Origin of the sequence: Streptomyces sp. NPDC008086, assembly GCF_042957325.1 — a bacterium.
Classification (GTDB): domain Bacteria; phylum Actinomycetota; class Actinomycetes; order Streptomycetales; family Streptomycetaceae; genus Streptomyces.
The window spans coordinates 276,453-298,445 of record NZ_JBIBIA010000009.1 but is presented as its reverse complement, the minus strand read 5'-3'; the positions used below and the strand labels follow the sequence as shown (position 1 = coordinate 298,445).

The following is a 21,993-nucleotide window of genomic DNA, read 5'->3' as shown; positions in this document are numbered from 1 at the left end:
GGCGGATGCCCCTCGTGGAACACCTTCGTGAGCTCCGCAACCGGCTCACCAAGGCTGTCATCGCGATCGTCATCGTGATGATCGTGGCTGCGTTCTACAGCGAACAGCTCATGCAGTTCCTCGCCGATCCGGTGCCGAAGTGCGAGAACCTGGCGAACAGCGACGGCGGCAACTGCGCCATCGTGTCCTTCAACACGCTGACGTCGCCGTTCACCACGACGATCAAGGTGAGCCTCATGGCCGGCCTGGTCGTCTCCAGCCCCATCTGGCTCTACCAGCTGTGGGCCTTCGTCGCGCCCGGACTGCACAAGAACGAGAAGAAGTACACGTACATCTTCGTCTCGGCCGCGGTTCCGCTGTTCGCGGGCGGTGCCTACCTGGCGTACGTCATCCTCCCGGTCAGCGTGAAGGTGCTGCTCAGTCTCACGCCCGGGGGATCGGCCAACATCCTTTCCCTGGACGAGGTCCTCGACTTCACCATCCGGATGGTGCTGATCTTCGGCCTTGCCTTCGAGCTGCCCCTGTTGCTCATCATGCTGAACATGGTCGGCATCGTCTCGGGCCGCCGCATGATCGGCTGGTGGCGCGGTGTCGTCATGGGCGTGTTCATCTTCGGCGCGGTCGCCACACCTACGACCGACCCCGTCGGAATGATGGCCCTCGCAGGCCCGATCATCGTCCTGTACTTCATCGCGGTCGCCATCTCCCTGCTCAACGACCGACGGCGCCGTCGTAACAACCCCGATGCCGAACTGGACGACGACGAGGCGTCCGACCTCGATCTGACCCCCGAGAGCATCGACGAGGTCGAGACCGTCTCCGCGAGCCGGGCGCTGCCCGAGCAGGCGAGCACCGAGCGGGTCAACGGCTACGACGACGTGACCTGAGCACAGCCGTCCTGAGGCCGACGCGGCCGGGGTGCCTACGCGGCGCACCCGGCCGCTTTCGCTGTGCGGCCGTGAGCTGCGGGGATCCCGGGTTCGACGAGTGCCGATCCGGATAATGATCGTCCTGTTGTCAGTGGCGCCCGGTACGCTCGAAAGCACGATGACAGAGGACCTCTCACCGGCCGAGCGGTACGCGGCAGCACGCAGGCGCGCTGCCGAGCAGGCCACCGCGCTCGCCTCCTTCCGCGAGATGTACGACTTCGGCCTCGACCCCTTCCAGATCGAGGCCTGCCAGGCGCTCGAGGCCGGCAAGGGCGTCCTGGTGGCCGCGCCCACCGGCTCCGGCAAGACGATCGTCGGCGAGTTCGCCGTCCACCTTGCCCTGTTGCAGGGCAAGAAGTGCTTCTACACGACACCCATCAAGGCGCTGTCGAACCAGAAGTACGCCGACCTGTGCCGCCGTTACGGCGACGGCATGGTCGGTCTGCTCACCGGAGACAACAGCATCAACTCCGACGCCCCGGTGGTCGTGATGACGACCGAGGTCCTGCGGAACATGCTGTATGCCGGGTCGCAGACCCTCCTCGGCCTCGGCTATGTGGTCATGGACGAGGTGCACTACCTCTCCGACCGCTTCCGCGGCGCCGTATGGGAAGAGGTGATCATCCACCTCCCCGAGTCCGTCACCCTCGTCTCGCTGTCGGCGACCGTGTCGAACGCCGAGGAGTTCGGCGACTGGCTCGACACCGTCCGCGGCGACACCGAGGTGATCGTCTCCGAGCACCGGCCCGTACCGCTGTTCCAGCATGTGCTCGCCGGACGTCGGATGTACGACCTGTTCGAGGAGGGCGAGGGCAGCAAGAAGGCCGTCAACCCCGACCTCATGCGGCTGGCCCGGATGGAGGCCACCCGGCCGTCGTACCAGGACCGCAGACGTGGCCGTGCGATGCGGGAGGCCGACCGGGAGCGGGAGCGCAGACAGCGCTCCCGGGTGTGGACGCCTGGGCGGCCCGAGGTCATCGAACGACTCGACGCCGAGGGGCTGCTGCCCGCGATCACCTTCATCTTCAGCCGCGCCGCGTGCGAGGCCGCCGTACAGCAGTGCCTGTACGCAGGCCTCAGGCTGAACGACGACGAGGCGCGGGAGAAGGTGCGTGCCCTCGTCGAGGAGCGCACCGCCGCCATCCCCTCCGAGGACCTGCACGTCCTCGGCTACTACGAGTGGCTGGAGGGCCTGGAGCGCGGTATAGCCGCTCACCACGCCGGCATGCTGCCGACCTTCAAGGAGGTCGTCGAGGAGCTGTTCGTCCGCGGCCTGGTGAAGGCCGTGTTCGCCACCGAGACGCTGGCGCTGGGCATCAACATGCCCGCCCGATCGGTGGTGTTGGAGAAGCTCGTCAAGTGGAACGGCGAGCAGCACGCCGACATCACCCCGGGCGAGTACACCCAGCTGACCGGCCGTGCGGGCCGCCGCGGCATCGACGTCGAGGGCCACGCCGTGGTGCTGTGGCAGCGCGGCTCCAGCCCCGAGCACCTCGCCGGGCTGGCCGGCACCCGCACCTACCCGCTGAAGTCCAGCTTCAAGCCGTCGTACAACATGGCGGTCAACCTGGTCGAGCAGTTCGGCCGGCACCGTTCGCGCGAACTGCTGGAGACGTCGTTCGCGCAGTTCCAGGCCGACAAGTCGGTCGTCGGGATCTCCCGGCAGGTGCAGCGCAACGAGGAGGGGCTGGAGGGCTACAAGGAGTCCATGACCTGCCACCTCGGCGACTTCGAGGAGTACGCGCGACTGCGCCGTGAACTCAAGGACCGCGAGACCGAGTTGGCCCGTGAGGGCGCGGCACAGCGGCGCGCGGAGGCCGCGGTCGCGCTGGAGAAGCTCAAGCCGGGCGACGTCATCCATGTGCCCACAGGCAAGTACGCCGGTCTCGCGCTGGTGCTGGACCCCGGCCTGCCCGCCGGACGGTCCAACGGCCACCGCGGCTTCGAGCACCACGACGGACCGCGCCCGCTGGTCCTGACCGCCGAACGGCAGGTCAAGCGGCTGGCGTCGATGGACTTCCCGGTGCCCGTCGAGGCGTTGGAGCGGATGCGGATCCCCAAGTCCTTCAACCCGCGCTCCCCGCAGTCCCGTCGGGACCTGGCCTCCGCGCTGCGCACCAAGGCGGGGCACATCGCGCCGGACCGGCACCGCAAGCGGCGCTCCCAGGCGGCGGACGACCGGGAGATCGCCCGCCTGCGCAAGGACATCCGCGCCCACCCCTGCCATGGCTGCAACGACCGTGAGGACCACGCCCGCTGGGCCGAGCGCTACCACCGGCTGCTGCGGGACACCTCGCAGCTGGAGCGCCGTATCGAAGGCCGCACGAACACCATCGCCCGTACGTTTGACCGCATCGTGGCGCTGCTGACCGAGCTGGACTACCTGCGCGGCGACGAGGTCACCGAACACGGCAAGCGGCTCGCCCGGCTGTACGGCGAACTCGACCTGCTCGCCAGCGAGTGCCTGCGGGAGCGAGTGTGGGAAGGCCTCGGCCCGGCCGAACTGGCCGCCTGTGTCTCGGCGTTGGTGTACGAGGCGCGGGTCGGGGACGACGCGATGGCGCCGAAGCTGCCGTCGGGCAAGGCCAAGGCCGCGCTCGGTGAGATGGTGCGGATCTGGGGGCGGCTCGACGCCCTCGAGGAGGACTTCCGGATCACGCAGAGCGAGGGGGTCGGGCAGCGTGAGCCGGATCTCGGGTTCGCCTGGGCCGCGTACATGTGGGCCAACGGCTCCGGGCTCGATGAGGTGTTGCGTGAGGCGGAGATGCCGGCGGGGGACTTCGTGCGGTGGTGCAAGCAGGTGATCGATGTGCTGGGGCAGATCGCGGCGGCTTCTCCTGCAGAGGGCTCGACTGTGGCCAAGAGTGCGCGTAAGGCTGTGGACGGGCTGTTGCGGGGGGTTGTCGCCTATTCGTCGGTGGGGTGACTTGCCCGGGGACGGGTGCGGGTTCGTGGTGGCTTGTCGCGCCCACGCGGCGGAGCCGCAAGCCGATACAGCCCCGCGCCCCTGGGCAGGTGCACCCACCGCCTCTCAAGAGGTGCGGTCGCTTTCGAGGACGACCAGTTGCCGGGTCGCTCGCGTCATCGCCACATAGCGGTCCACCGCTCCCTCGATGCCCTCGCCGAAGGTCTGTGGGTCCACCAGGATCACCAGGTCGAACTCCAGGCCCTTCGACAGTTCCGGGGTCAGGGACTGGACGCGGTCCGTCGGGTGGAACCCGGGGGCGCCGATCACGCAGGCGATTCCCTCGGTGTGCTCGGCGAGCCAGGTGTGGAGGATCGCGTCGAGGTCCGTAGTGGATCCATGGACGACCGGGATGCCGGTGCTGCGGACGGACGTCGGTACGTTCGCGTCCGGGAGCGCGGTGCGGATGACCGGCTCCGCGGCCGTCATGATCTCTTCCGGGGTGCGGTAGTTGATGCTCAGGGACGCCAGGTCGACGCGGTCGAAGCCGACTCGTTCGAGGCGTTCCCGCCAGGACTCCGTGAAGCCGTGCCTGGCCTGGGCGCGGTCGCCGACGATGGTGAAGCTTCGGGACGGGCAGCGCAGCAGCAGCATCTGCCACTCCGCGTCGGTCAGCTCCTGGGCCTCGTCGACGACGATGTGCGCGAACGGGCCGGCGAGCAGGTCCGGGTCCGCGGTGGGCAGGGCCGAGTCGTCGACCAGGGAGTTCTGCATGTCCTGCCCGTGCAGCATGATCAGGACGCCTTCGCCGTCGTCGTAGGTGTGGGCTTCGAGGAGGTCGTCGACGACCCTGCCCATGCGTTCGCGTTCGACGGCGACGGTGGCCTCGTGGCGGTGTTTGCGCCGTGACGCCTCAGGGTCGCCGAGCCGCTGTCGTGCCGCGTCCAGCAGGGGCAGGTCGGACACCGTCCAGGCCTGGGCGTCCACGCGCTGAAGGCGCCGGACTTCGTCGCGGCTGAGCCACGGGGCACACATCCGCAGGTAGGCGGGTACCGACCACAGGTCTCCGACCAGGTCCGCCGCCTCGAGCAGCGGCCAGGCGCGGTTGAAGGCCGTGCGCAGCTCCCTGTTCTGCGTCAGGGACCTGCGCAGCAGGTCGGGTGAGACGTCGCCGTCCTGTGTCGAGGCGTCGCCTTCGTGCTTGTCCGCCAGGATCGTGAGCAGTTCCTCCCAGACCTGGTCGCGTGCCTCGTTGTGCGGAGTGCCGGGTTCCGCCGCTTCGAACGCCACGGCCCAGTCGTCGGCGCTCAGCCAGACATCCGACCAGTGGGTCGTGACCGTCATGCCCTTGGCGGGCGGTTCCTCGTAGAACCGGACGGCCTTGTCGATCGCCTTCACCAGTTCCGCCGACGACTTCAGACGGGCCACCTCCGGGTCGGTCTCGACGGTCGCCGTGGCGCCCTCGGCGACGAGGTCGCGCAGGATGCAGGTCTGTACGCCCTCCTCACCGAGGCTGGGCAGGACGTCCGAGACGTAGGCCAGGTACGGGCGGTGGGGACCGACGAAGAGCACGCCGCCGCGGCGGTGGCCGAGCCGGGGGTCGGAGTGGAGGAGGTAGGCGGAGCGGTGCAGGGCGACGACGGTCTTGCCGGTGCCCGGCCCGCCGTCGACGACGAGGGCGCCCCGGGATCCCGCGCGGATGATGGCGTCCTGGTCGGCCTGGATGGTGCCGAGCACGTCCCGCATCCGGGGCGACCGGTCGCTGCCCAGGCTGGCGATGAAGGCGGACTGGTCGTCGAGGGCGGCGTGATGCCCGTCCAGACCGTCCGGGGTGAACACCTCGTCCCAGTAGTCGCTGATCCGGCCGTCGGTCCAGCGATACCGGCGGCGGCCGGCCAGCCCCATCGGGTTGGCGTGGGTGGCGCCGAAGAACGGCTCGGCGGCCGGGGAGCGCCAGTCGAGCAGCAGGCGCCGTCCGGTGCTGTCCGTCAGGCCCAGGCGCCCGATGTACACGGGCTCGGCGCCGTCCGCGCCGACCATGTGCCCCAGGCACAGGTCCAGGCCGAAGCGGCGCAGGGTGCGCAGGCGCGCGGTCAGCCGGTGGATCTCGATGTCCCGGTCCATGGCCTGCTGACCTTTGCCGCCGGGAGCCCTGCGTGCGGCGTCGAGGCGGTCGGTGAGCTCGGCGATCGACTGTTCGAGGCACTCCGCGACGGCCGCGAAGTGCTGCTCGTCGCCGGCGACCAGGGTCGGGTCGGCCTTGGGGGAGAGGCGGTCGGGGAGGGCGAACACGCTGGTGGTGGTGAGGGGGTTCAAGGCATCAGCTCCGGAGGAGGGTCGGTCGACTGCGGTGTTGCGATGTCGCGGTGCCTGGTCGCTCACGCGGGTGCGGGCGCGTGCAGGCGGGTGCACGAGGGTGCAGGCGGGGTCAGAAGGCCCCGTCGAGCAGCAGCTTCGCTGCCGTGTCCGTGCCGTCGGTGCGGATCGTCGCCGCCACGGCGGTCGCTCGCGTGCGGGTCTCGGGCGTGAGCGCCGTTTCGAGCGCGGCGGACAGGGACTCCAAGGTGGGCGTCGGACCGTCGTGTGCCGTGCCGATGCCGAGGTCGGCGACCCGGCCGGCCCAGTACGGCTGGTCCGCCAGCTGGGGCACGACGACCTGGGGTGTGCCGACCCGGGCGGCCGTGGTCGTCGTCCCCGCGCCGCCGTGGTGCATGACGGCGGCCACCCTGGCGAACAGGGCCTGGTGGTTGGCCTCGCCCACGGCGAAGCAGTCGTCCTGGTCGTCGATCAGGGCGAGGTCGGCCCAGCCGCGGGAGACGAGGACGCGGTGGCCCTGGGCGCGTACGGCGTCGATGGCCACCTGGGCGGCGTCCGACGAGGCGTGCAGGGGCATGCTGCCGAAGCCGACGTACACCGGCGGGGTGCCGGCGTCCAGGTAGGTCTCCAGCTGGGCCGGCAGCGGGCGGTCGTCGGGTGCGATCCACGCGCCGGTCTGGACGGCGTCGAGGTCCGGCATCTCGTGCAGCGGATCCAGGACCGGGTCCGTCGCCACCCACGGCCGGCCGCCGATGACGTGATCGCGGACGTGCGCCACCGGCGGCAGCCCGTTCGACGCCCGGTTGGTGTTGAGCGCCTCACCGAACAGCGCGTCGATGCTTTGGGCGTCCAGCTCCCACAGCGCCCGGTTGTCGGTCACCTCCGGCGGGAACGGGCGGCCCCGGTAGGCGAGCGGCGGGCGGTGCGGTGACGGCAGCGTGAGCTGCTGGAAGGTGACGGACACGGACGGCATGCCCAGCTTCTCGGCCACCGAACGGGCCCCGGCCGCGGCCGGCATCATGCCGGTCGCCACCAGCACATCGCAGCCCGCGGCCGCCGCGGGCATCACCTCGAACTGGCCGGCGATCACCTCGGCCGCACGCCGGGGCATCGACGACGGCGGAGCCACCGCCTTCGTCAGCGCACGCGCCGACGGGCCGACCGGCACCAGCGGTACGTCGACACCGGCCAGCCGCCGCGCGAAGTCCTCGTCCGGTGGAGCGCACACCCGCACCTCGGCACCGAGCTCCCGCAACCGCACCGCGAGCCCGACCATCGGCTCGACATCCCCCCGCGACCCATAGGTCGACAACAGCACACGCACTTCGCGACTCCCCGTTTCCGCTGGTCTTCGGCCTAGGCCGGAGATTCTGCGGTACGACGGGGGCCTTGCCGCAAGCCCCCCGGTGCGCTATAAGTTGAGAGTGGCAAGGAGTCGGAGACCTCCTTGCCTTTCTTTTTTGCCGCCTCCCGGGCAGGAATCCGATCTTCACCCGTCACGGTGAGTGATCTTCGTACGCCCGTGCGCCATGACGCAGCGTGTACGAATGTAATCCGAGCGTATAAATGAGGCTGAGCGTACTACCGCCGCGCACCCCATTTCAGGTGCTTGCTGAATATGACACAGCGATGATCCGGTCGGACTAAGCTCGCCCGCAGCGCACCGAGTTGAGGTGTAATCGTGCGCTTGTTCCCCAATCATGCAGAAGATTCCGACATACCCATGACATTCCCCCCTGCAAGCTCCCCCTACACCCACCCGATTAGTTTCAGAGGGCCCACATGGTGAGCGTTCAATCCCCGCCCAGTCGCCGTGAACTCCCGTACGCGCGCGTGCTGTTGCTGCCGGCCATAGCGATGGCCGCGGCGACCGGAGCCGCCGTCGCCGTGGTGACGGAGCCGGCCCGGACGGCCGTCGGCGTGTGCGGTGCCGTGGCCATGCTGCTGGTGCTGGTGTCCGCGGCCGAAGTAGTGCGCCGCGGCCGCGCCCTGCGGGATCTGCGGGCCGAGCACGCCCGTCACACCGCGTATCTGGAAGGGCGCGTCGCCGCCCACGACGAGGCGATGAACCGCCTCGCCACGGAGATCACGCCCGCCGCGATCAACCGGCTGCAGCGCGGTGCCTCCATCTATGAGGTGATGCGCGACCTCGGCAAGATCGACCCGTCCTACGCCCATCTCTCCCGGGCGGAACTGTCGTTGGTGCAGTCGATGCTCGACATCGTCGACCACCAGGAGGCGCTCCGCGACTCCGCCCAGCGGTCGTTCGTCAACATCGCCCGCCGCGTCCAGTCGATCGTGCACCAACAGGCCGTTGAACTCCGGGAGATGGAGGAGGACCACGGGCGCAACCCCGAGGTCTTCGACGACCTGCTGCGCATCGACCACGGCACCATGCTGATCGGCCGTCTCGCCGACTCGATCTCCGTGCTCGGCGGCGGCCGACCGGGCCGCCAGTGGCCCGAACCCGTCCCGCTGTACAGCGTGCTGCGCGGCGCCATGTCCCGGATCCTGGAGTACCGGCGCATCAGCCTGGACTCCATCGCCCAGGTCAACATCGCCGGCATCTCCGTCGAGCCGATCATCCACGCCGCCGCCGAACTCCTCGACAACGCCACCCGCTACTCGCCGCCGCAGACCAAGGTGCACGTCACCGCCACCGAGGTGCAGACCGGGATCGCGATCGAGATCGAGGACTCCGGCGTCAGCCTCAGCGAGGAGGCCCGCGCCCGGGTCGAGGGCATGCTCGAGCGCGCCAAGCAGGGCACCGACCTCCAGGACATCGGTGAGTCCCCGCGTCTCGGCCTCGCCGTCGTCGGCCGTCTCTGCACGGCGTTCAACATGCAGGTCTCGCTGCGCTCCTCCGCGTACGGCGGTGTGCGCGCCATCCTCGTGGTGCCGCGCGAGATGATGACCAGCGACCCCGCGCCCGGCCTCGCCCACGGCATCGGCGCCGGCGCCGCGCCCAAGGCCGACCCCGACGCGCTCGAGGGCCCCAAGCGCGCCCCCAAGAAACGGCGCCCCACCAGCCCGAAGATCACCGCCGCCATGGCCTCCATGGAGGACGACGTCCCCGTCGTCACCGAATGGACCGCGGGCGGGCTGCCCCAGCGGCGCAGCCGGGTCAAGACCCCGCTCAGCAAGCGCATCGCCGAGCAGGCCGCCATCGAGCAGGCCGAGCGCGAGGGCAGGCCGACGATCTGGTCCACGCCCAAGCCGGACCCCGAGCCCGAGTCGGCGAAGGACGAGTCCGTCCCCGGTGCGTGGGTCGAGGCGTTCTGGAACGGACTCAAGGACAAGCCCGACCCGCTCACGCTCAAGCCGCGAACCCAATCCGCCCAACCCGCCCAACCGGCCCGCCCCGAGGCCGACGACGAGGGGGACATCAAGTGATCCAGCAGCGCGCCAACTTCGACTGGATGCTCAAGGAGCTCCACGACGGCGTACCGGGCATCGAGATGATCGTCGTGCTCTCCGCCGACGGTCTGCGCATCGCCCGCTACGGCGGTGACCCGGACACCGCCGACCGCGTCGCCGCGGCGTGCGCGGGACTGCAGAGCCTGGCGAGCGCCGTCGCCACGGAGATCCCGAACAGCGACGGCAAGATGAAGATGGTCCTCATCGAGATCAACGGCGGCTACTTCTATCTGATGGCCGCCGGCGCCAACGCCTATCTCGCCGTGCTCTCCGACACGTTCGCCGAACCCGGCCGGATGAGCAACCGCATGTCCGACCTCGTCGCCCGCATCGGTGCCCACCTCACCAGTCCGCCCAGGCGCAACGGGCAGACCGTATGACTCCTCCGCAACGCCAGCGGCGAGCCCCCAGGGAACAACCGAAACCGCCCTCGGCACCCCCCGGTGCCCGGAAGCAGAAGAACCCCGAGCGGCTCTTCGTGGTCGCCGGACCGGACGGTGGCGAGCGTGACGGCGACCTCGACCTCGTCACGTTAATCGTGGCGCGCGCCGACCCCCCGCCCTCCGCCACGCCCGAGCAGTCGGCGCTGCTCCGGCTCTGTTCCACCCCCCTGTCCGTGGCCGAGCTTTCGGCCTACCTCAACCTGCCGTTCAGCATGATGACGGTGCTGCTCACCGACATGCTGACGGCCGGACTGGTGACGGCCCGCAACCCGATCGTGCGCCAGTCCGTCGCCGACCGTTCAATCCTCGAAGCGGTGATGCATGGACTTCAAAGGCTCTGACACCGTCCCCGGCCCCCGGACCGAGGACCAGCTGCCGCACACGGCCGAGGCCGCGGTCAAGATCGTGATCGTGGGCGGCTTCGGTGTCGGCAAGACGACCATGGTCGGTTCGGTCAGCGAGATCAGGCCGCTGACCACCGAAGAGACCATGACGCAGGCGGGCATCGGCGTCGACGACAACTTCGGCTCCGACACCAAGACGGCCACCACCGTCGCCATGGACTTCGGTCGCATCAGCATCACCGAGCAGCTCGTGCTGTACCTCTTCGGCACCCCCGGCCAGGAGCGCTTCTGGTTCCTGTGGAACGGGCTGTTCGACGGTGCGCTGGGCGCGGTCGTGCTGATCGACACCCGCCGACTGGAGGTCAGCTTCGACGTCATGGGGCGGCTGGAGGAACGCGGCGTGCCCTTCGTGGTCGCCGTCAACACCTTCCCGGACGCGCCCCGTTACCCCGTCTCCGAACTCCGTACGGCACTCGACCTGCCCGAGGAGATCCCCATCGTCGAGTGCGACGTACGCCGCCGGGCCTCCAGCCGGGACGTCCTGATGACCCTGATGCGCTTCCTGCACGCGCTGGCCATGGCGAAGGCCCCCGCCTAGCGGCACATCACCCACGCCACCCCCCTCTCACCTCTGACACCGGATTCACCTCAGCTTCGGAGCGACCATCGTGACGCCTGAATCCCTCTTCCCGACCGGTACGGACGACTCCACGGCCGTCCCGCCCCCCGGCTGCCCCGCGCACGGCATCGGCCCCGGCGGGCTGCGCCGGCTGTACGGTCCCGACGCGGAGGACCTGGGAGCCGTGTACGAAAAACTCCGCGCCGAGCACGGGCCTGTGGCTCCCGCACTGCTGCACGACGACGTGCCGGTGTGGGTGGTGCTCGGGCACGCCGAGAATCTGCACATGGTGCGCACTCCTTCGCAGTACTGCCGGGACACCCGGCAGTGGAGCGCCCTGCAGGACGGCACGGTCAAACCCGACCATCCGCTGATGCCGCACTTCGCCTGGCAGCCCATCTGCAGTCACGCCGAGGGCGACGAGCATCTGCGGCTGCGGGGTGCCGTCAACGGCGCCGTGTCGACCATCGACCACCGGGGCATCCGCCGCTATATCAACCGCGCCACCCAGCATCTCGTGAACGATTTCTGTGAGGAGGGCCGGGCCGACCTGGTCAGCCAGTTCGCCGAGCACCTGCCGATGGTGGTGATGTGCGAGATCCTCGGCATGCCCGAGGAGTACAACGACCGGATCGTGCAGGCCGCTCGCGACATGCCCAAGGGCACCGAGACCGCGATCGCCAGCAACGCGTACCTCATGGACGTCCTGATGCGGCTCACCGCCCGCCGCCGGGCCGATCCCAAGGACGACTTCACCAGCCACCTGATCAACCACCCGGCGCGGCTCACCGACGACGAGGTCGGCCAGCACCTGCGGATCATCCTGGTCGCCGCGTACGAGGCCACCGCGAACCTGATCGCCAACGTGCTCCGGGTGGTCCTCACCGATCCGCGGTTCCGTGCCCAGCTCAGCGGCGGCCAGATGACGGTGCCCGAGGCGGTCGAGCAGTCCCTCTGGGACGAGCCGCCGTTCAGCTCCGTCCTTCCCTACGTCGCCAAGCAGGACACGGAGCTGGGCAACCAGCGCATTCGCAAGAGCGACGCTCTCATCCTCGGCATCGCGCCGGGCAACGTCGATCCGCGCGTCAGGCCCGACCTCAACGCCAACATGCAGGGCAACCGCTCCCACCTCGCCTTCGGCGGCGGCTCCCACGAGTGCCCGGGCCAGGACATCGGCCGTGCCATCGCCGAAGTCGGCGTCGACGCGCTGCTGACCCGCCTGCCCGACGTCCAACTCGCCTGCGAGGAGGACGAGCTGTCCTGGCGGGGCTCCATCTCGAACCGGCACCTGGTGGAACTGCCGGTGAAGTTCGCGCCCAAGCCCCAGCAGGACGTCATGGCGCGGCCCGCGCACCCGCTGGCGACGCAGCGTCCCAGTACCTGGCCGGTCAGCACGCCACCGTCGCTGTCGGTGACTCCGGAACCCACCACTCCACCCGCGGCTCCGCCGCCGGCCCCCGAACCGGCTGCCCGGCCGGGAGTGTTGCGGCGCATTCTGCGCTGGTGGCGCGGCGAGTGAGCCGACCGGGCGCCGGGGCTACCCGGCCCAGTCGTCGTACGACGACCAGGCTCGCAGCGCACGCGGGCTGACGAACCGGTGCTCGCGCCCCGTGACCGGATCGGTGAACTCCAGCACCCGCGCCAGCAGTTGCAGCGGGCGCCGGAAATCACCGGCCGGCACGGGGTCGGTCACCACCGGATAGAGCGGATCGCCGAGGATGGGCACCCCCAAGGCGCTCATGTGCACCCTTAGCTGGTGCGTCTGCCCGGTACGAGGTGTCAGGCGATACCGGGCGCGACCGTCCCGGTGTGCCAGCAACTCGACCCGGCTGACGGCGTTGGGCTCGCCCTCGACCTCGCGGGCCGCAAGGACTCCGCGCTCCTTGACGATCCGGCTGCGCACGACGCGCGGCAGGTCCAGCGCGGGGTCGTACCGGGCCACCGCCTCGTACTCCTTCGCCACCCGCCTGTCGCGGAAGAGGCTCTGGTACGCGCCCCGCTCCTGCGGTCGCACGGTGAACAGCACCAGCCCGGCCGTCAGCCGGTCCAGCCGGTGCGCCGCGCCCAGCGTCGGAACCCCCAGCTCCCGCCGCAGCCGCGCCAGGGCCGTTTCGGCGACATGGCTGCCGCGGGGCGTGGTGGCCAGGAAGTGGGGCTTGTCGGCCACCACCACGTGCTCGTCCTGGTAGACGACGTCGACCGCGAACGGTACGCGCTCCTCGTGGGGCAGCTCCCGGTGGAACCACACGTACGCGCCTGGCGTGTACGGCATGTCACTCGGCACCGGACGCCCGGCGGCGTCCACGATCCGCCCCGCGTCCAGCATCGCGTCGATCACGTCGGCTCCGGCTGCGAGCCGCGCCACGAGATGATCCCGCACGGTCGGCCACGCGTCCCCGGCCGGCAGGCGCACCCGCACCGGATCGATCCCGTCGCGCTGCGGCAGGGGGGAGGGCGGGGGTGGCGTACGGCGTCTCATCAGGACCAAGCCTACGAGGGGCCCGGAGGACGTGAGCCGAGGCAGGGGGCCTGAGCGAGCGCTGCGGCGTCCGCGGGACGGTGCTGTGCGTCCAGTCGTACGCACCGTCCCACGAAGGGAGCGTCGCTCCGGTCAGCGGTAGGCGGACGCTATGGAGACACCGGTGTGAGGTTCGCGGGGTGGAGCTGACCGGTCAGATCCGGGCTCAGGTCGTTCGCGGTGCGCGGGGAATAGCGGCCGTTGTTGCGGCTCCAGTCGTAGCTGCCGCGGATCCACGTGAACATGGCGGTCGCATAGCGCTGCACCTTCTCGGCCTCCGTGCCGGTGAGCCCGAGCCGGGAGCAGAACAGCGGGATCTGTCGTGCCCGCTCGAAGAGCTGACTGACCGCTGTCTGGACGAGGGCGACGGCCAGCTTGATGGCTTCCTCCCGGGAGCAGCGGTGTTGCCGCATGAGGCAGTGCACCAGGTTGGGGTCGCCGCGCGCGTCGTCGTTCTCCAGGGACATCACCTCGTTGATGAGCTTGACGGCGTCGACAGCCGCTCGGCGCATCGAATCCAGATGGCTGCTGTGCCAGATGATCTCCGGGATCTCGAAGTGCCCCACCCTCTCGGCCAGGTCGAGCGAGGGAATCAGCCCCAGGGTGCGGTGCCCTATGCGCATGCGGGTGGCGAAGTCCTGGGGGGCCCATGAGCGGCGGTCGATCTCCTCGGTGAGGTTCCCCGACAGGTAGTCCACCCAGTTGTGGGCGGCCCGGCGCTGCCATTCCTCGGACATGCCCCTCCTGGCGCGACGCCAGAGGTCCGCGAAGGCGCTCACCAGAGGCGCGTCGTGGTGTGCGTCCCGCGCCGACGGTCGCGTGATCAGGGCGATGAGTTGCCGGCACACGTCGACGGCCTCATCGGCCTGGCGTCCCTCGGGGACGTCGAACAGGTCGTCGAACAGGAAGAACCAGCCCATGGTGTCGAAGGCCAGGTCCAGGTCGTCGCCTGCGACGTCCGGGTAGCTGTAGGCGGCCAGGTCCGCCACCGCCGAGAACGCGTAGCGACGGGCGGCACTGTGCCCCAACACCAGTTTCTGTTGGCGCATCCATTCCAGATTGCGTTCCCTCGCGGCTGCCAGACCGAAGTTCAGCCGGGGTGGAATGGGTAAATTGATGGTGACGTTCTGGGGCATGGCTCTCTCCCAGTTTCTGCCTCAGCATGCTTATCGGCCCAGGAGGTCGGTCGTCGTCGATGCCTGGTGCCTGCGGATGTCACTGCCTCGGGATCTTCGTCCGGAGGACCGATGGAAGTGAGCGGTGACCTAGGTGACTCTCCGACCGAGGTGAGCGCGAAGCGCCGTCCCGGATGCCGGTGAGCCGGCGATGGACTCCGGCGCGGTCGGCCGACGGGCCCAGGGGACGAGAAGAGGCACGCGCACCGACCGAGGTGCGTGCCCGCCGACGGGTACCGCCCGAGGTGACCGGGCGGGAGCAGAGCCTTTCATGTTGCCCTCCGGGTGACGGAGTCGACCGAAACCATGAACTACGCGCTGTGCTCCATACGCTGCGACTGCGGCGTGGCTGACTTGCGTACCAAGCGGGCCCGCTGACTGAACCGGTCGAGCAGGGCCTCGTCAGCCGCGTTCCGGGACGTGTCGTCGGTCGTGGCGTTCGAGACGACCGCCGAACGGCGCGGAAAATCGGTGGTCACCACCGCCATGACCGCGGCGTCGGCGACGCGGTCGTGGATCTCGTCCACCTTCCAGTGCGCCTACCGGTTTAGTCAACTGTCCGAGGCTGGTTACAGCTGAACGCGAGTGACCGTTCCGGGACGGATTGGCGTCGCCGAACGATCGACTTCGGCGGGCTGCCGACCGCGTCGGCGGGCGTCCGGCGGCCGTCCCGCCGGGTCGGCGCGCGGCGCCGCTCACCCGCGGCCGTGCGTCCCGCCCCAGCTCAGCCTGCTCGGCGTGGCGATCCCGTGTCGCAGTGCCGGCCGTCGCGGCCATCGGGACACCACCCCCACGGGCCCCGGGTGCGACACCCTCATGCCGTCAACTCTCCCTGACAGCCCACCTCTTCGCACCATGCGATGGTTTCCGGCCGCCGGAAAGGGTGTACACCCCGGCGCGCGGAGCGGACTGCGGGGCCACCCGTCGCGCGGTCTCACGCCCCTGGGGTCGGTGCGCCTCTTGTACCGGCCATCTTTGTGGCGGCCGGACGAGGGTCGTTCGTCGCGCAGTCCGGGCACGCGGAAGGGGCGGCGCCTCGAACGGCGTTCAGGAAGAACGGCGTTCGAGGCGCCGCCCCTTCCGGGCGACGGCGGTGGCGGCGCAGGACTACGCGGCCGGTGCCGCGCCCTCCTGCTCCGCCTCGATCCGGGCGTTCCAGTCGCGCTTGGAGGCCTGCCAGCCGTCCTCGTCGTGGCCGAGCCGCCAGTAGCCGGAGATCGACAGGTCCTCGCGGGCCACGCCGCGCTCGACCCGCAGCAGCTGGCGCAGCTCCTTCACGAAGTGCGCCTCGCCGTGCACGAACGCGTGGATCCGGCCCTCGGGGAACTCCAGTCCCCGAACGGCCTCGACCAGCGCCTCGCCGACGGGGCGGGCGCCGCGGTGCAGCCAGACCACGTCGACATCGGAGTCGATCTTTTGCTCCTCCTCGGGGCCGGAGACCTCCACGAACGCGTACGCCGTGGCGCCGTCGGGCAGCGACTCCAGGGAGCGGGCGATGGCGGGCAGCGCGCTCTCGTCGCCGACGAGCAGATGCCAGTCGGCGTCGGGGTCGGGGGCGTAGGCGCCGCCGGGACCCATGAAGCGCACGGTCTCGCCGGGCCGGGCGCGCATCGCCCAGGGGCCGGCCAGGCCCTCGTCGCCGTGCAGGACGAAGTCCAGCGTCAGCTCGCGGTGCTCGGGGTCCCATGCCCGCACGGTGTAGGTCCGCGTCACCGGCCACTGCTCGCGCGGCAGCTCCTCGCGGATGCGCTCCAGGTCGAAGGGCTCGGGATAGCTGACGCCCTCGGGGGAGAACAGCATCTTCACGTAATGGTCCGTGCAGGTGTCCGCCGTGAAGTCGGCGAGCCCCTCGCCGCCGAGCACCACACGCTGCATGTGCGGGGTCAGCCGTTCGGTACGGATGACCTGCGCAAAGTGGGGCTTCCGCGGCTTGCGGGCAGGGCGTAGCGCCATCACTGGCCTCCCTCGTTCCAAGCTTAGGTTTACCTAAGTTAGCACCTCGTCCTGGAGAATGCCGCTATGGCTCGTTCATGAGAGGGCGCATGTCGCGCGCGCAAGGTCCGAATTCCCCGCGCCCCGATCCCCATTCACCCGCCCCGACCGCCGTTCGCGCCCGTCACGCCCTTGTGGCCCCGGCGCCCTTCACGCCCCCAGGGTCCCCAGCAGGCGCTGCAGCGACCCGCCCAGTCCCCACCGCAGCGCCAGCTCGTCCAGCCCCGCCGGATCCCGGGGCGTCCGCGGCAGCGCCGTGTCCACGTCGGGCAGCGGAACATCGCCGGCGACCCGCACCACCGTCGGTGCGACGGCGACGTACGCCCGCGACTCGTCCAGCCGCTTGCGCTGCGAGGGGGTGAGCTTCGCCTTCGGGTCGTCGACCGCGGCCATGATCCCGGCCAGGTCGCCGAACTCGGCCAGCAGCTTCGCCGCCGTCTTCTCACCGATGCCGGGCACGCCCGGGAGGCCGTCGCTCGGGTCGCCGCGCAGCAGCGCCAGGTCCGCGTACCCACGGCCGTCGACGCCGTACTTCTCGCGCAGCCACGCCTCGTCGGTGAGCTGGAGGGTGCCGACGCCCTTGAGCGGGTACAGCACTCGGACCCCGCGCGCGTCGTCGACCAGCTGGTACAGGTCGCGGTCGCCGGTGACGATGTCGACCGGGCCCTTCGCCCGTCCGGTGAAGGTGCCGATGACGTCGTCCGCCTCGTACCCCTCGACGCCCACCCGTGCGATGCCCAGGGCGTCCAGGACCGCCTCGATGACCGGCACCTGCGGGGACAGCGTGTCGGGCACCTCCTCCTCGTCCGGACCCACCTCGTGCTCCTCGGCGACCCGGTGCGCCTTGTAGGACGGGATCAGGTCGACCCGCCACTGGGGTCGCCAGTCGGCGTCCATACAGGCCACCAGCGCGTCCGGGCGGTGGTCCTTGACCAGGCGGTCGATGAAGTCGAGGAGCCCGCGCACGGCGTTCACCGGCGTGCCGTCCGGGGCCTTCACGGAGTCCGGGACGCCGAAGTAGGCGCGGAAGTAGAGCGAGGCGGTGTCGAGGAGCATCAGTCGTCCGGTCACGTCTCGCATCATGCCGTACGGCACTGACAGTGCGGTCCGCCGCACAACGCGTTGCGGTATGCGTGTGGCCTGTGCGCTGCACCACTTGTGTGTTTGTGCCCGGAGATCCAGGGCAGGCGCGCGCTCGGAGCGACGCGCCCGCGCACTCGACCGCGGTGCCCGTCGCTCCCTTCCTTTGCCGTCGAGACAAGAGGTGCCCGTGTCATCCAGGCTTGAAGCCGAACACCTGTACAAGGTGTTCGGGAGACGACCGGACGAGGCTGTCGACCGGCTCCGCCAAGGAGCCGACCGGGAGGAGTTGCGCGCCGACGGCACCACCGCCGCCGTGATCGACGCCTCCTTCACCGTGGAACCAGGCCAGATCTTCGTCGTCATGGGCCTGTCCGGATCAGGCAAGTCCACCCTGTTGCGCATGCTCAACGGGCTCCTGGAGCCGACCGCCGGTCACGTCCGCTTCGACGGCCAGGACCTGACCGCGATCGGCGACCGCGAACTGCGCGACGTCCGCGCCAACAAGATCAGCATGGTCTTCCAGCACTTCGCGCTCTTCCCGCACCGCAGCGTGCTGGAGAACGCCGCCTACGGTCTGGCCGTGCAGGGCGTGCCCCGCGCCGAGCGCGAGAAGCGCGCCGGCGAGGCGCTGGCCCTGTGCGGACTGGCCGGCTGGGAGAAGTCCTGGCCCGATGAGCTGTCCGGCGGCATGCAGCAGCGCGTGGGCCTCGCCCGCGCCCTCGCCACCGACGCCGACCTGCTCCTCATGGACGAGTCCTTCAGCGCGCTCGATCCGCTGATCCGTCGGGACATGCAGGACCAGCTGCTCCAGCTCCAGCAGACCCTGAAGAAGACGATCGTCTTCATCACCCACGACCTCAACGAGGCCATGCGCCTCGGCGACCGCATCGCGGTCATGCGGGACGGCCGTATCGTCCAGACCGGCACGGCGGAGGACATCCTCCTGCGCCCCGCCAACGACTACGTCGCCTCCTTCATCCAGGACGTCGACCGCTCCCGCGTGCTGACCGCGGCGGCCGTCATGGACGAGGACACCGCCGGCGACGAGGTCAGCTGCGGCTGCGAGACGGCGACCACGGACACCCCGTTCACCGAGCTCTGCGCGATCAGCGCCCGCCTGACGCACCCCGTGGCGGTCCTCGACGCCGCCGGGAAGCTGGTCGGACGCGTCCCCAGGCAACGCCTCGTCGGTCTCCTCGGCGACCAGCAGGGCGAGCCCGCGCCCTGCGACAACCCGCGCGGCACCCGCGACGGGAAGGTGATCGCCAATGCCTAGGCTCCACTTCGGTAACTGGATAGAAGACCTGGTGGGCTGGCTCCAGTCCCACCTGACCTGGCTTTTCGACCTCGTCAACACCGTGCTCGGCGGCATGTACGACGGTGCCAACGCCGTCCTCGGCGGCGGCGAGCCGCTGCTCATGGCCGGCGTCCTCGCGGTGATCGCGTGCTGGCTGCGCGGGCTGCTGCCCGGCGCGCTGGCCTTCGTCGGCCTCGCCCTGATCGATTCGCTCGGGCTGTGGGACGACGCGATGGACACGCTCTCGCTCGTCCTCGTCGCCTCGGTCATCACCATCGTGTTCGCGGTGCCGCTCGGTATCTGGGCCGCCCGCAGCGAGCGCGTCGGCGCCCAGCTGCGACCGGTGCTCGACGTCATGCAGACGATGCCGGCGTTCATCTACCTCATCCCCGGCGTCATGTTCTTCGGCGTCGGCACCACCCCCGGACTCCTCGCGACGATCATCTTCGCCATGCCCCCGGGCGTGCGCATGACCGAGCTGGGCATCCGTCAGGTGGACGGCGAGCTGATCGAGGCCGCCGAGGCCTTCGGCACCAGCCCGCGCAGCACCCTGGCCCGCGTCCAGCTGCCGCTCGCACTGCCGACGATCATGGCCGGGGTCAACCAGGTCATCATGCTGGCCCTGTCGATGGTGGTCATCGGCGGCATGGCCGGCGCCGGCGGCCTCGGCGAGCAGGTCTACTCCGCGATCACCCAGCTCAAGGTCGGCCTGGCCGCCGAGAGCGGCGTCGCCGTGGTCATCCTCGCGATGTACCTGGACCGGATGACCGGAGCACTGGGCCGGCGCGTGTCCCCGCTCGGCCGCCGGGCCGCCGCCAAGGCCGCCGTCGCCGCCGCGGGCCGCTTCCGGCTCGCCCACTACAAGCCGGGCGGCGCCGTGGCGGTCATCGGCGTCGTGATCCTCGCGCTCGTCGCGGGCGGCATGAACCTGGCCGGCTCCGGGAGCGGCAAGGAGGCCGCGGCCGGCACGGACGTCGGCCAGGGCAAGAAGATCAACATCGGCTACATCCCCTGGGACGAGGGCACCGCCACCACCTACCTGTGGAAGGAGCTCCTGGAGCAGCGCGGCTACGACACCGACGTCAAGCAGCTCGACCCCGGCCCGCTCTACTCGGGCGTGGCCCGCGGCGACATCGACTTCCAGACCGACGCCTGGCTGCCCACCACGCACAAGGCGTACTGGGACAAGTACAGCTCCCAGCTCGACGACATGGGCGCCTGGTACGGGCCGACGTCGCTGGAGCTGACGGTGCCGTCCTATGTGAAGGGTGTGGATTCGCTGGCCGACCTGAAGGGTCGGGGCAAGGAGTTCGGCGGGAAGATCATCGGCATCGAGGCGAGTGCCGGGATGATGGGGACGCTGAACAAGTCGGTGCTGAAGGCGTACGGCCTGGACGGCGAGTACAAGGTGGTGTCGTCGAGTACGTCGTCGATGCTGGCGGAGCTGGACCGGTCGATCAAGAAGCGTGAGCCGGTCGTGGTGACGCTGTGGTCGCCGCACTGGGCGTACGGCAAGTACGACCTGAAGAAACTCAAGGACCCCGAGGGCGCCTGGGGCGAGGGCGAGCAGATCCACACCGTCGCGCACAAGGGGTTCGCCGAGAAGGACCCGACGGTCGCGAAGTGGCTGAAGGACTTCAAGCTCACCGAGCAGCAGCTGACCGGCCTGGAGAACGACATCCGCGCCGCCGGCGAAGGCCACGAGCAGGACGGTGTCCGCGCCTGGCTGAAGAAGAACCCCGGCCTGGTGAACAAGCTCGCCCCGGTCGCCGGCGCCGCGAAGGCGCAGGGCAAGGACGCGGGCAAGACCGTCGACATGGGCTACTTCCCGTGGGACGAGGCCATTGCCGCCACCTACCTCTGGCAGAACATCCTGGAGGACCGCGGCTACAAGCCGAACGTCAAGCAGCTGGACCCCGGCCCGCTCTACACCTCGCTGGCCCAGGGCCAGATGGACGTCCAACTCGACGGCTGGCTCCCGACCACGCACAAGGAGTACGTGGACCGCTTCAAGGGCAGGCTGGAGGACCTCGGCGCCTGGTACGGGCCGACGTCGCTGGAGCTGACGGTGCCGTCCTATGTGAAGGGTGTGGATTCGCTGGCCGACCTGAAGGGTCGGGGCAAGGAGTTCGGCGGGAAGATCATCGGCATCGAGGCGAGTGCCGGGATGATGGGGACGCTGAACAAGTCGGTGCTGAAGGCGTACGGCCTGGACGGCGAGTACAAGGTGGTGTCGTCGAGTACGTCGTCGATGCTGGCGGAGCTGGACCGGTCGATCAAGAAGCGTGAGCCGGTCGTGGTGACGCTGTGGTCGCCGCACTGGGCGTACGGCAAGTACGACCTGAAGAAACTCAAGGACCCCGAGGGCGCCTGGGGCGAGGGCGAGCAGATCCACACGGTGGCCAAGAAGGGCTTCGGCCAGGAGTTCCCCGAACTCGGCGGCTGGCTCAAGGACTTCAAGCTGACCGAGGACCAACTCGCCTCACTGGAGGTGGAGATCCAGAAGGGCGGCGCCGGGAACGAGAAGGAGTCGGCGCGCCGATGGATGGACGCCCGTCCCGGCATCGAGGACGAGCTGGCGCCCGTCGCGGGATAGCGCCACGGGCGCTGCCGTGGACACAGGCGGTGACATCACACCGGGTGCGGGATTCACACGTACGTGAATCCCGCACCCGGTTTCCGTATGCGCGCCCGCGCGGACACCTGGCCACGTGCACGGGAAGGATCCGGCCAACCACAGAGCGCTACGCCACGCCCCCGGCCCGACCCGCCACTCCCTCCGGGACTCATCGCTCCACTCGCGCCCACCAGGGAACACGCGAAGCCGCCGCAGCATTGAAATGAACACGGGATACTGGTGCTGAACGGGGGTCAGCGGTGACTCGGGGGCGGCCCGCGCGTCCCGGGAGCCGATCCGGCTGGCGCGAACCCATGGGTCGTACTCCCCCTGACGTG

At 70.0% G+C, this 21,993-nt stretch carries 16 protein-coding genes; 9 read left to right on the top strand and 7 right to left on the bottom strand.

Annotated features, from left to right (window positions below; genetic code table 11):
• Window positions 1–5 precede the first annotated feature (5 nt).
• Both tatC and ACFZBP_RS31330 read left to right on the top strand, forming a co-directional pair.
• Entirely contained in the window at window positions 6–887 is an 882-nt protein-coding gene (gene tatC, locus ACFZBP_RS31335) for a twin-arginine translocase subunit TatC (protein ID WP_383450173.1), read from the top strand.
• A gap of 115 nt (window positions 888–1,002) precedes the next feature.
• The gene (locus ACFZBP_RS31330; RefSeq protein WP_391418288.1) at window positions 1,003–3,855 is read left to right on the top strand and encodes a DEAD/DEAH box helicase; all 2,853 of its coding nucleotides are present in this window, start codon (window positions 1,003–1,005) and stop codon (window positions 3,853–3,855) included.
• A gap of 105 nt (window positions 3,856–3,960) precedes the next feature.
• Here the strand turns inward: ACFZBP_RS31330 and helR are convergent, their stop codons facing one another.
• Entirely contained in the window at window positions 3,961–6,150 is a 2,190-nt protein-coding gene (helR, locus tag ACFZBP_RS31325; protein ID WP_391417931.1) for an RNA polymerase recycling motor ATPase HelR, read from the bottom strand.
• Between the two features lie 112 nt (window positions 6,151–6,262).
• A complete protein-coding gene (locus ACFZBP_RS31320) occupies window positions 6,263–7,474 on the bottom strand; it encodes a nucleotide disphospho-sugar-binding domain-containing protein (RefSeq protein WP_391417929.1) in 1,212 nt (403 codons plus the stop codon).
• 458 nt (window positions 7,475–7,932) lie between these two features.
• Here ACFZBP_RS31320 and ACFZBP_RS31315 point away from each other — a divergent pair, with 458 nt between their 5' ends.
• The 5 genes from ACFZBP_RS31315 (at window position 7,933) to ACFZBP_RS31295 (ending at window position 12,492) form a co-directional block, all read left to right on the top strand.
• Window positions 7,933–9,543 (top strand): ATP-binding protein, encoded by a 1,611-nt coding sequence (locus tag ACFZBP_RS31315; RefSeq protein WP_391417927.1) that lies wholly within the window; start codon window positions 7,933–7,935, stop codon window positions 9,541–9,543.
• Window positions 9,540–9,947, top strand: coding sequence for a roadblock/LC7 domain-containing protein (locus tag ACFZBP_RS31310; protein WP_062722698.1), 408 nt, complete (start codon window positions 9,540–9,542; stop codon window positions 9,945–9,947). Before ACFZBP_RS31315 ends, ACFZBP_RS31310 begins: the two co-directional genes overlap by 4 nt.
• Complete coding sequence (locus tag ACFZBP_RS31305) at window positions 9,944–10,351, top strand: DUF742 domain-containing protein (protein ID WP_391417924.1); 408 nt, start codon at window positions 9,944–9,946, stop codon at window positions 10,349–10,351. The genes ACFZBP_RS31310 and ACFZBP_RS31305 overlap by 4 nt, the downstream gene beginning before the upstream one ends.
• Complete coding sequence (locus ACFZBP_RS31300) at window positions 10,332–10,952, top strand: ATP/GTP-binding protein (protein WP_383450062.1); 621 nt, start codon at window positions 10,332–10,334, stop codon at window positions 10,950–10,952. The genes ACFZBP_RS31305 and ACFZBP_RS31300 overlap by 20 nt, the downstream gene beginning before the upstream one ends.
• Before the next feature lie 70 nt (window positions 10,953–11,022).
• On the top strand, window positions 11,023–12,492 hold the full coding sequence (locus ACFZBP_RS31295; RefSeq protein ID WP_391417922.1) for a cytochrome P450: 1,470 nt from the start codon (window positions 11,023–11,025) through the stop codon (window positions 12,490–12,492).
• 18 nt (window positions 12,493–12,510) lie between these two features.
• Here ACFZBP_RS31295 and ACFZBP_RS31290 read toward each other — a convergent pair whose 3' ends face one another.
• The 5 genes from ACFZBP_RS31290 to ACFZBP_RS31270 all read right to left on the bottom strand — a co-directional run bounded on the left by ACFZBP_RS31290 (window position 12,511) and on the right by ACFZBP_RS31270 (window position 17,738).
• Window positions 12,511–13,452, bottom strand: coding sequence for a pseudouridine synthase (locus tag ACFZBP_RS31290; protein ID WP_391417920.1), 942 nt, complete (start codon window positions 13,450–13,452; stop codon window positions 12,511–12,513).
• 149 nt (window positions 13,453–13,601) lie between these two features.
• Window positions 13,602–14,627, bottom strand: coding sequence for a pentalenene synthase (locus tag ACFZBP_RS31285; RefSeq protein WP_383450065.1), 1,026 nt, complete (start codon window positions 14,625–14,627; stop codon window positions 13,602–13,604).
• A 350-nt stretch (window positions 14,628–14,977) separates the two neighbouring features.
• Complete coding sequence (locus ACFZBP_RS31280) at window positions 14,978–15,193, bottom strand: DUF6192 family protein (RefSeq protein ID WP_391417918.1); 216 nt, start codon at window positions 15,191–15,193, stop codon at window positions 14,978–14,980.
• A gap of 580 nt (window positions 15,194–15,773) precedes the next feature.
• A complete protein-coding gene (locus ACFZBP_RS31275) occupies window positions 15,774–16,619 on the bottom strand; it encodes a siderophore-interacting protein (RefSeq protein ID WP_383450067.1) in 846 nt (281 codons plus the stop codon).
• Window positions 16,620–16,808: 189 nt separating this feature from the next.
• On the bottom strand, window positions 16,809–17,738 hold the full coding sequence (locus ACFZBP_RS31270) for a 5'-3' exonuclease H3TH domain-containing protein (protein WP_383450177.1): 930 nt from the start codon (window positions 17,736–17,738) through the stop codon (window positions 16,809–16,811).
• A 190-nt stretch (window positions 17,739–17,928) separates the two neighbouring features.
• On the opposite strand from ACFZBP_RS31270, the gene ACFZBP_RS31265 reads away from it, so the two are divergent.
• Together ACFZBP_RS31265 and ACFZBP_RS31260 are read left to right on the top strand one after the other, a co-directional pair.
• A complete protein-coding gene (locus ACFZBP_RS31265; protein WP_383450068.1) occupies window positions 17,929–19,017 on the top strand; it encodes a glycine betaine/L-proline ABC transporter ATP-binding protein in 1,089 nt (362 codons plus the stop codon).
• Entirely contained in the window at window positions 19,010–21,634 is a 2,625-nt protein-coding gene (locus ACFZBP_RS31260) for a glycine betaine ABC transporter substrate-binding protein (RefSeq protein ID WP_391417915.1), read from the top strand. The genes ACFZBP_RS31265 and ACFZBP_RS31260 overlap by 8 nt, the downstream gene beginning before the upstream one ends.
• Window positions 21,635–21,993: the final 359 nt, after the last annotated feature.

Excerpts from the sequence above, each read along its gene's own strand:
- ACFZBP_RS31305 (WP_391417924.1), top strand. The coding sequence starts at position 9,944 with ATGACTCCTCCGCAACGCCAGCGGCGAGCCCCCAGGGAACAACCGAAA.
- ACFZBP_RS31285 (WP_383450065.1), bottom strand. The coding sequence starts at position 14,627 with ATGCCCCAGAACGTCACCATCAATTTACCCATTCCACCCCGGCTGAAC.
- ACFZBP_RS31290 (WP_391417920.1), bottom strand. The coding sequence starts at position 13,452 with ATGAGACGCCGTACGCCACCCCCGCCCTCCCCCCTGCCGCAGCGCGAC.
- ACFZBP_RS31270 (WP_383450177.1), bottom strand. The coding sequence starts at position 17,738 with ATGCGAGACGTGACCGGACGACTGATGCTCCTCGACACCGCCTCGCTC.
- tatC (WP_383450173.1), top strand. The coding sequence starts at position 6 with ATGCCCCTCGTGGAACACCTTCGTGAGCTCCGCAACCGGCTCACCAAG.
- ACFZBP_RS31330 (WP_391418288.1), top strand. The coding sequence starts at position 1,003 with ATGATCGTCCTGTTGTCAGTGGCGCCCGGTACGCTCGAAAGCACGATG.
- ACFZBP_RS31260 (WP_391417915.1), top strand. The coding sequence starts at position 19,010 with ATGCCTAGGCTCCACTTCGGTAACTGGATAGAAGACCTGGTGGGCTGG.
- ACFZBP_RS31300 (WP_383450062.1), top strand. The coding sequence starts at position 10,332 with ATGGACTTCAAAGGCTCTGACACCGTCCCCGGCCCCCGGACCGAGGAC.
- ACFZBP_RS31275 (WP_383450067.1), bottom strand. The coding sequence starts at position 16,619 with ATGGCGCTACGCCCTGCCCGCAAGCCGCGGAAGCCCCACTTTGCGCAG.
- ACFZBP_RS31315 (WP_391417927.1), top strand. The coding sequence starts at position 7,933 with ATGGTGAGCGTTCAATCCCCGCCCAGTCGCCGTGAACTCCCGTACGCG.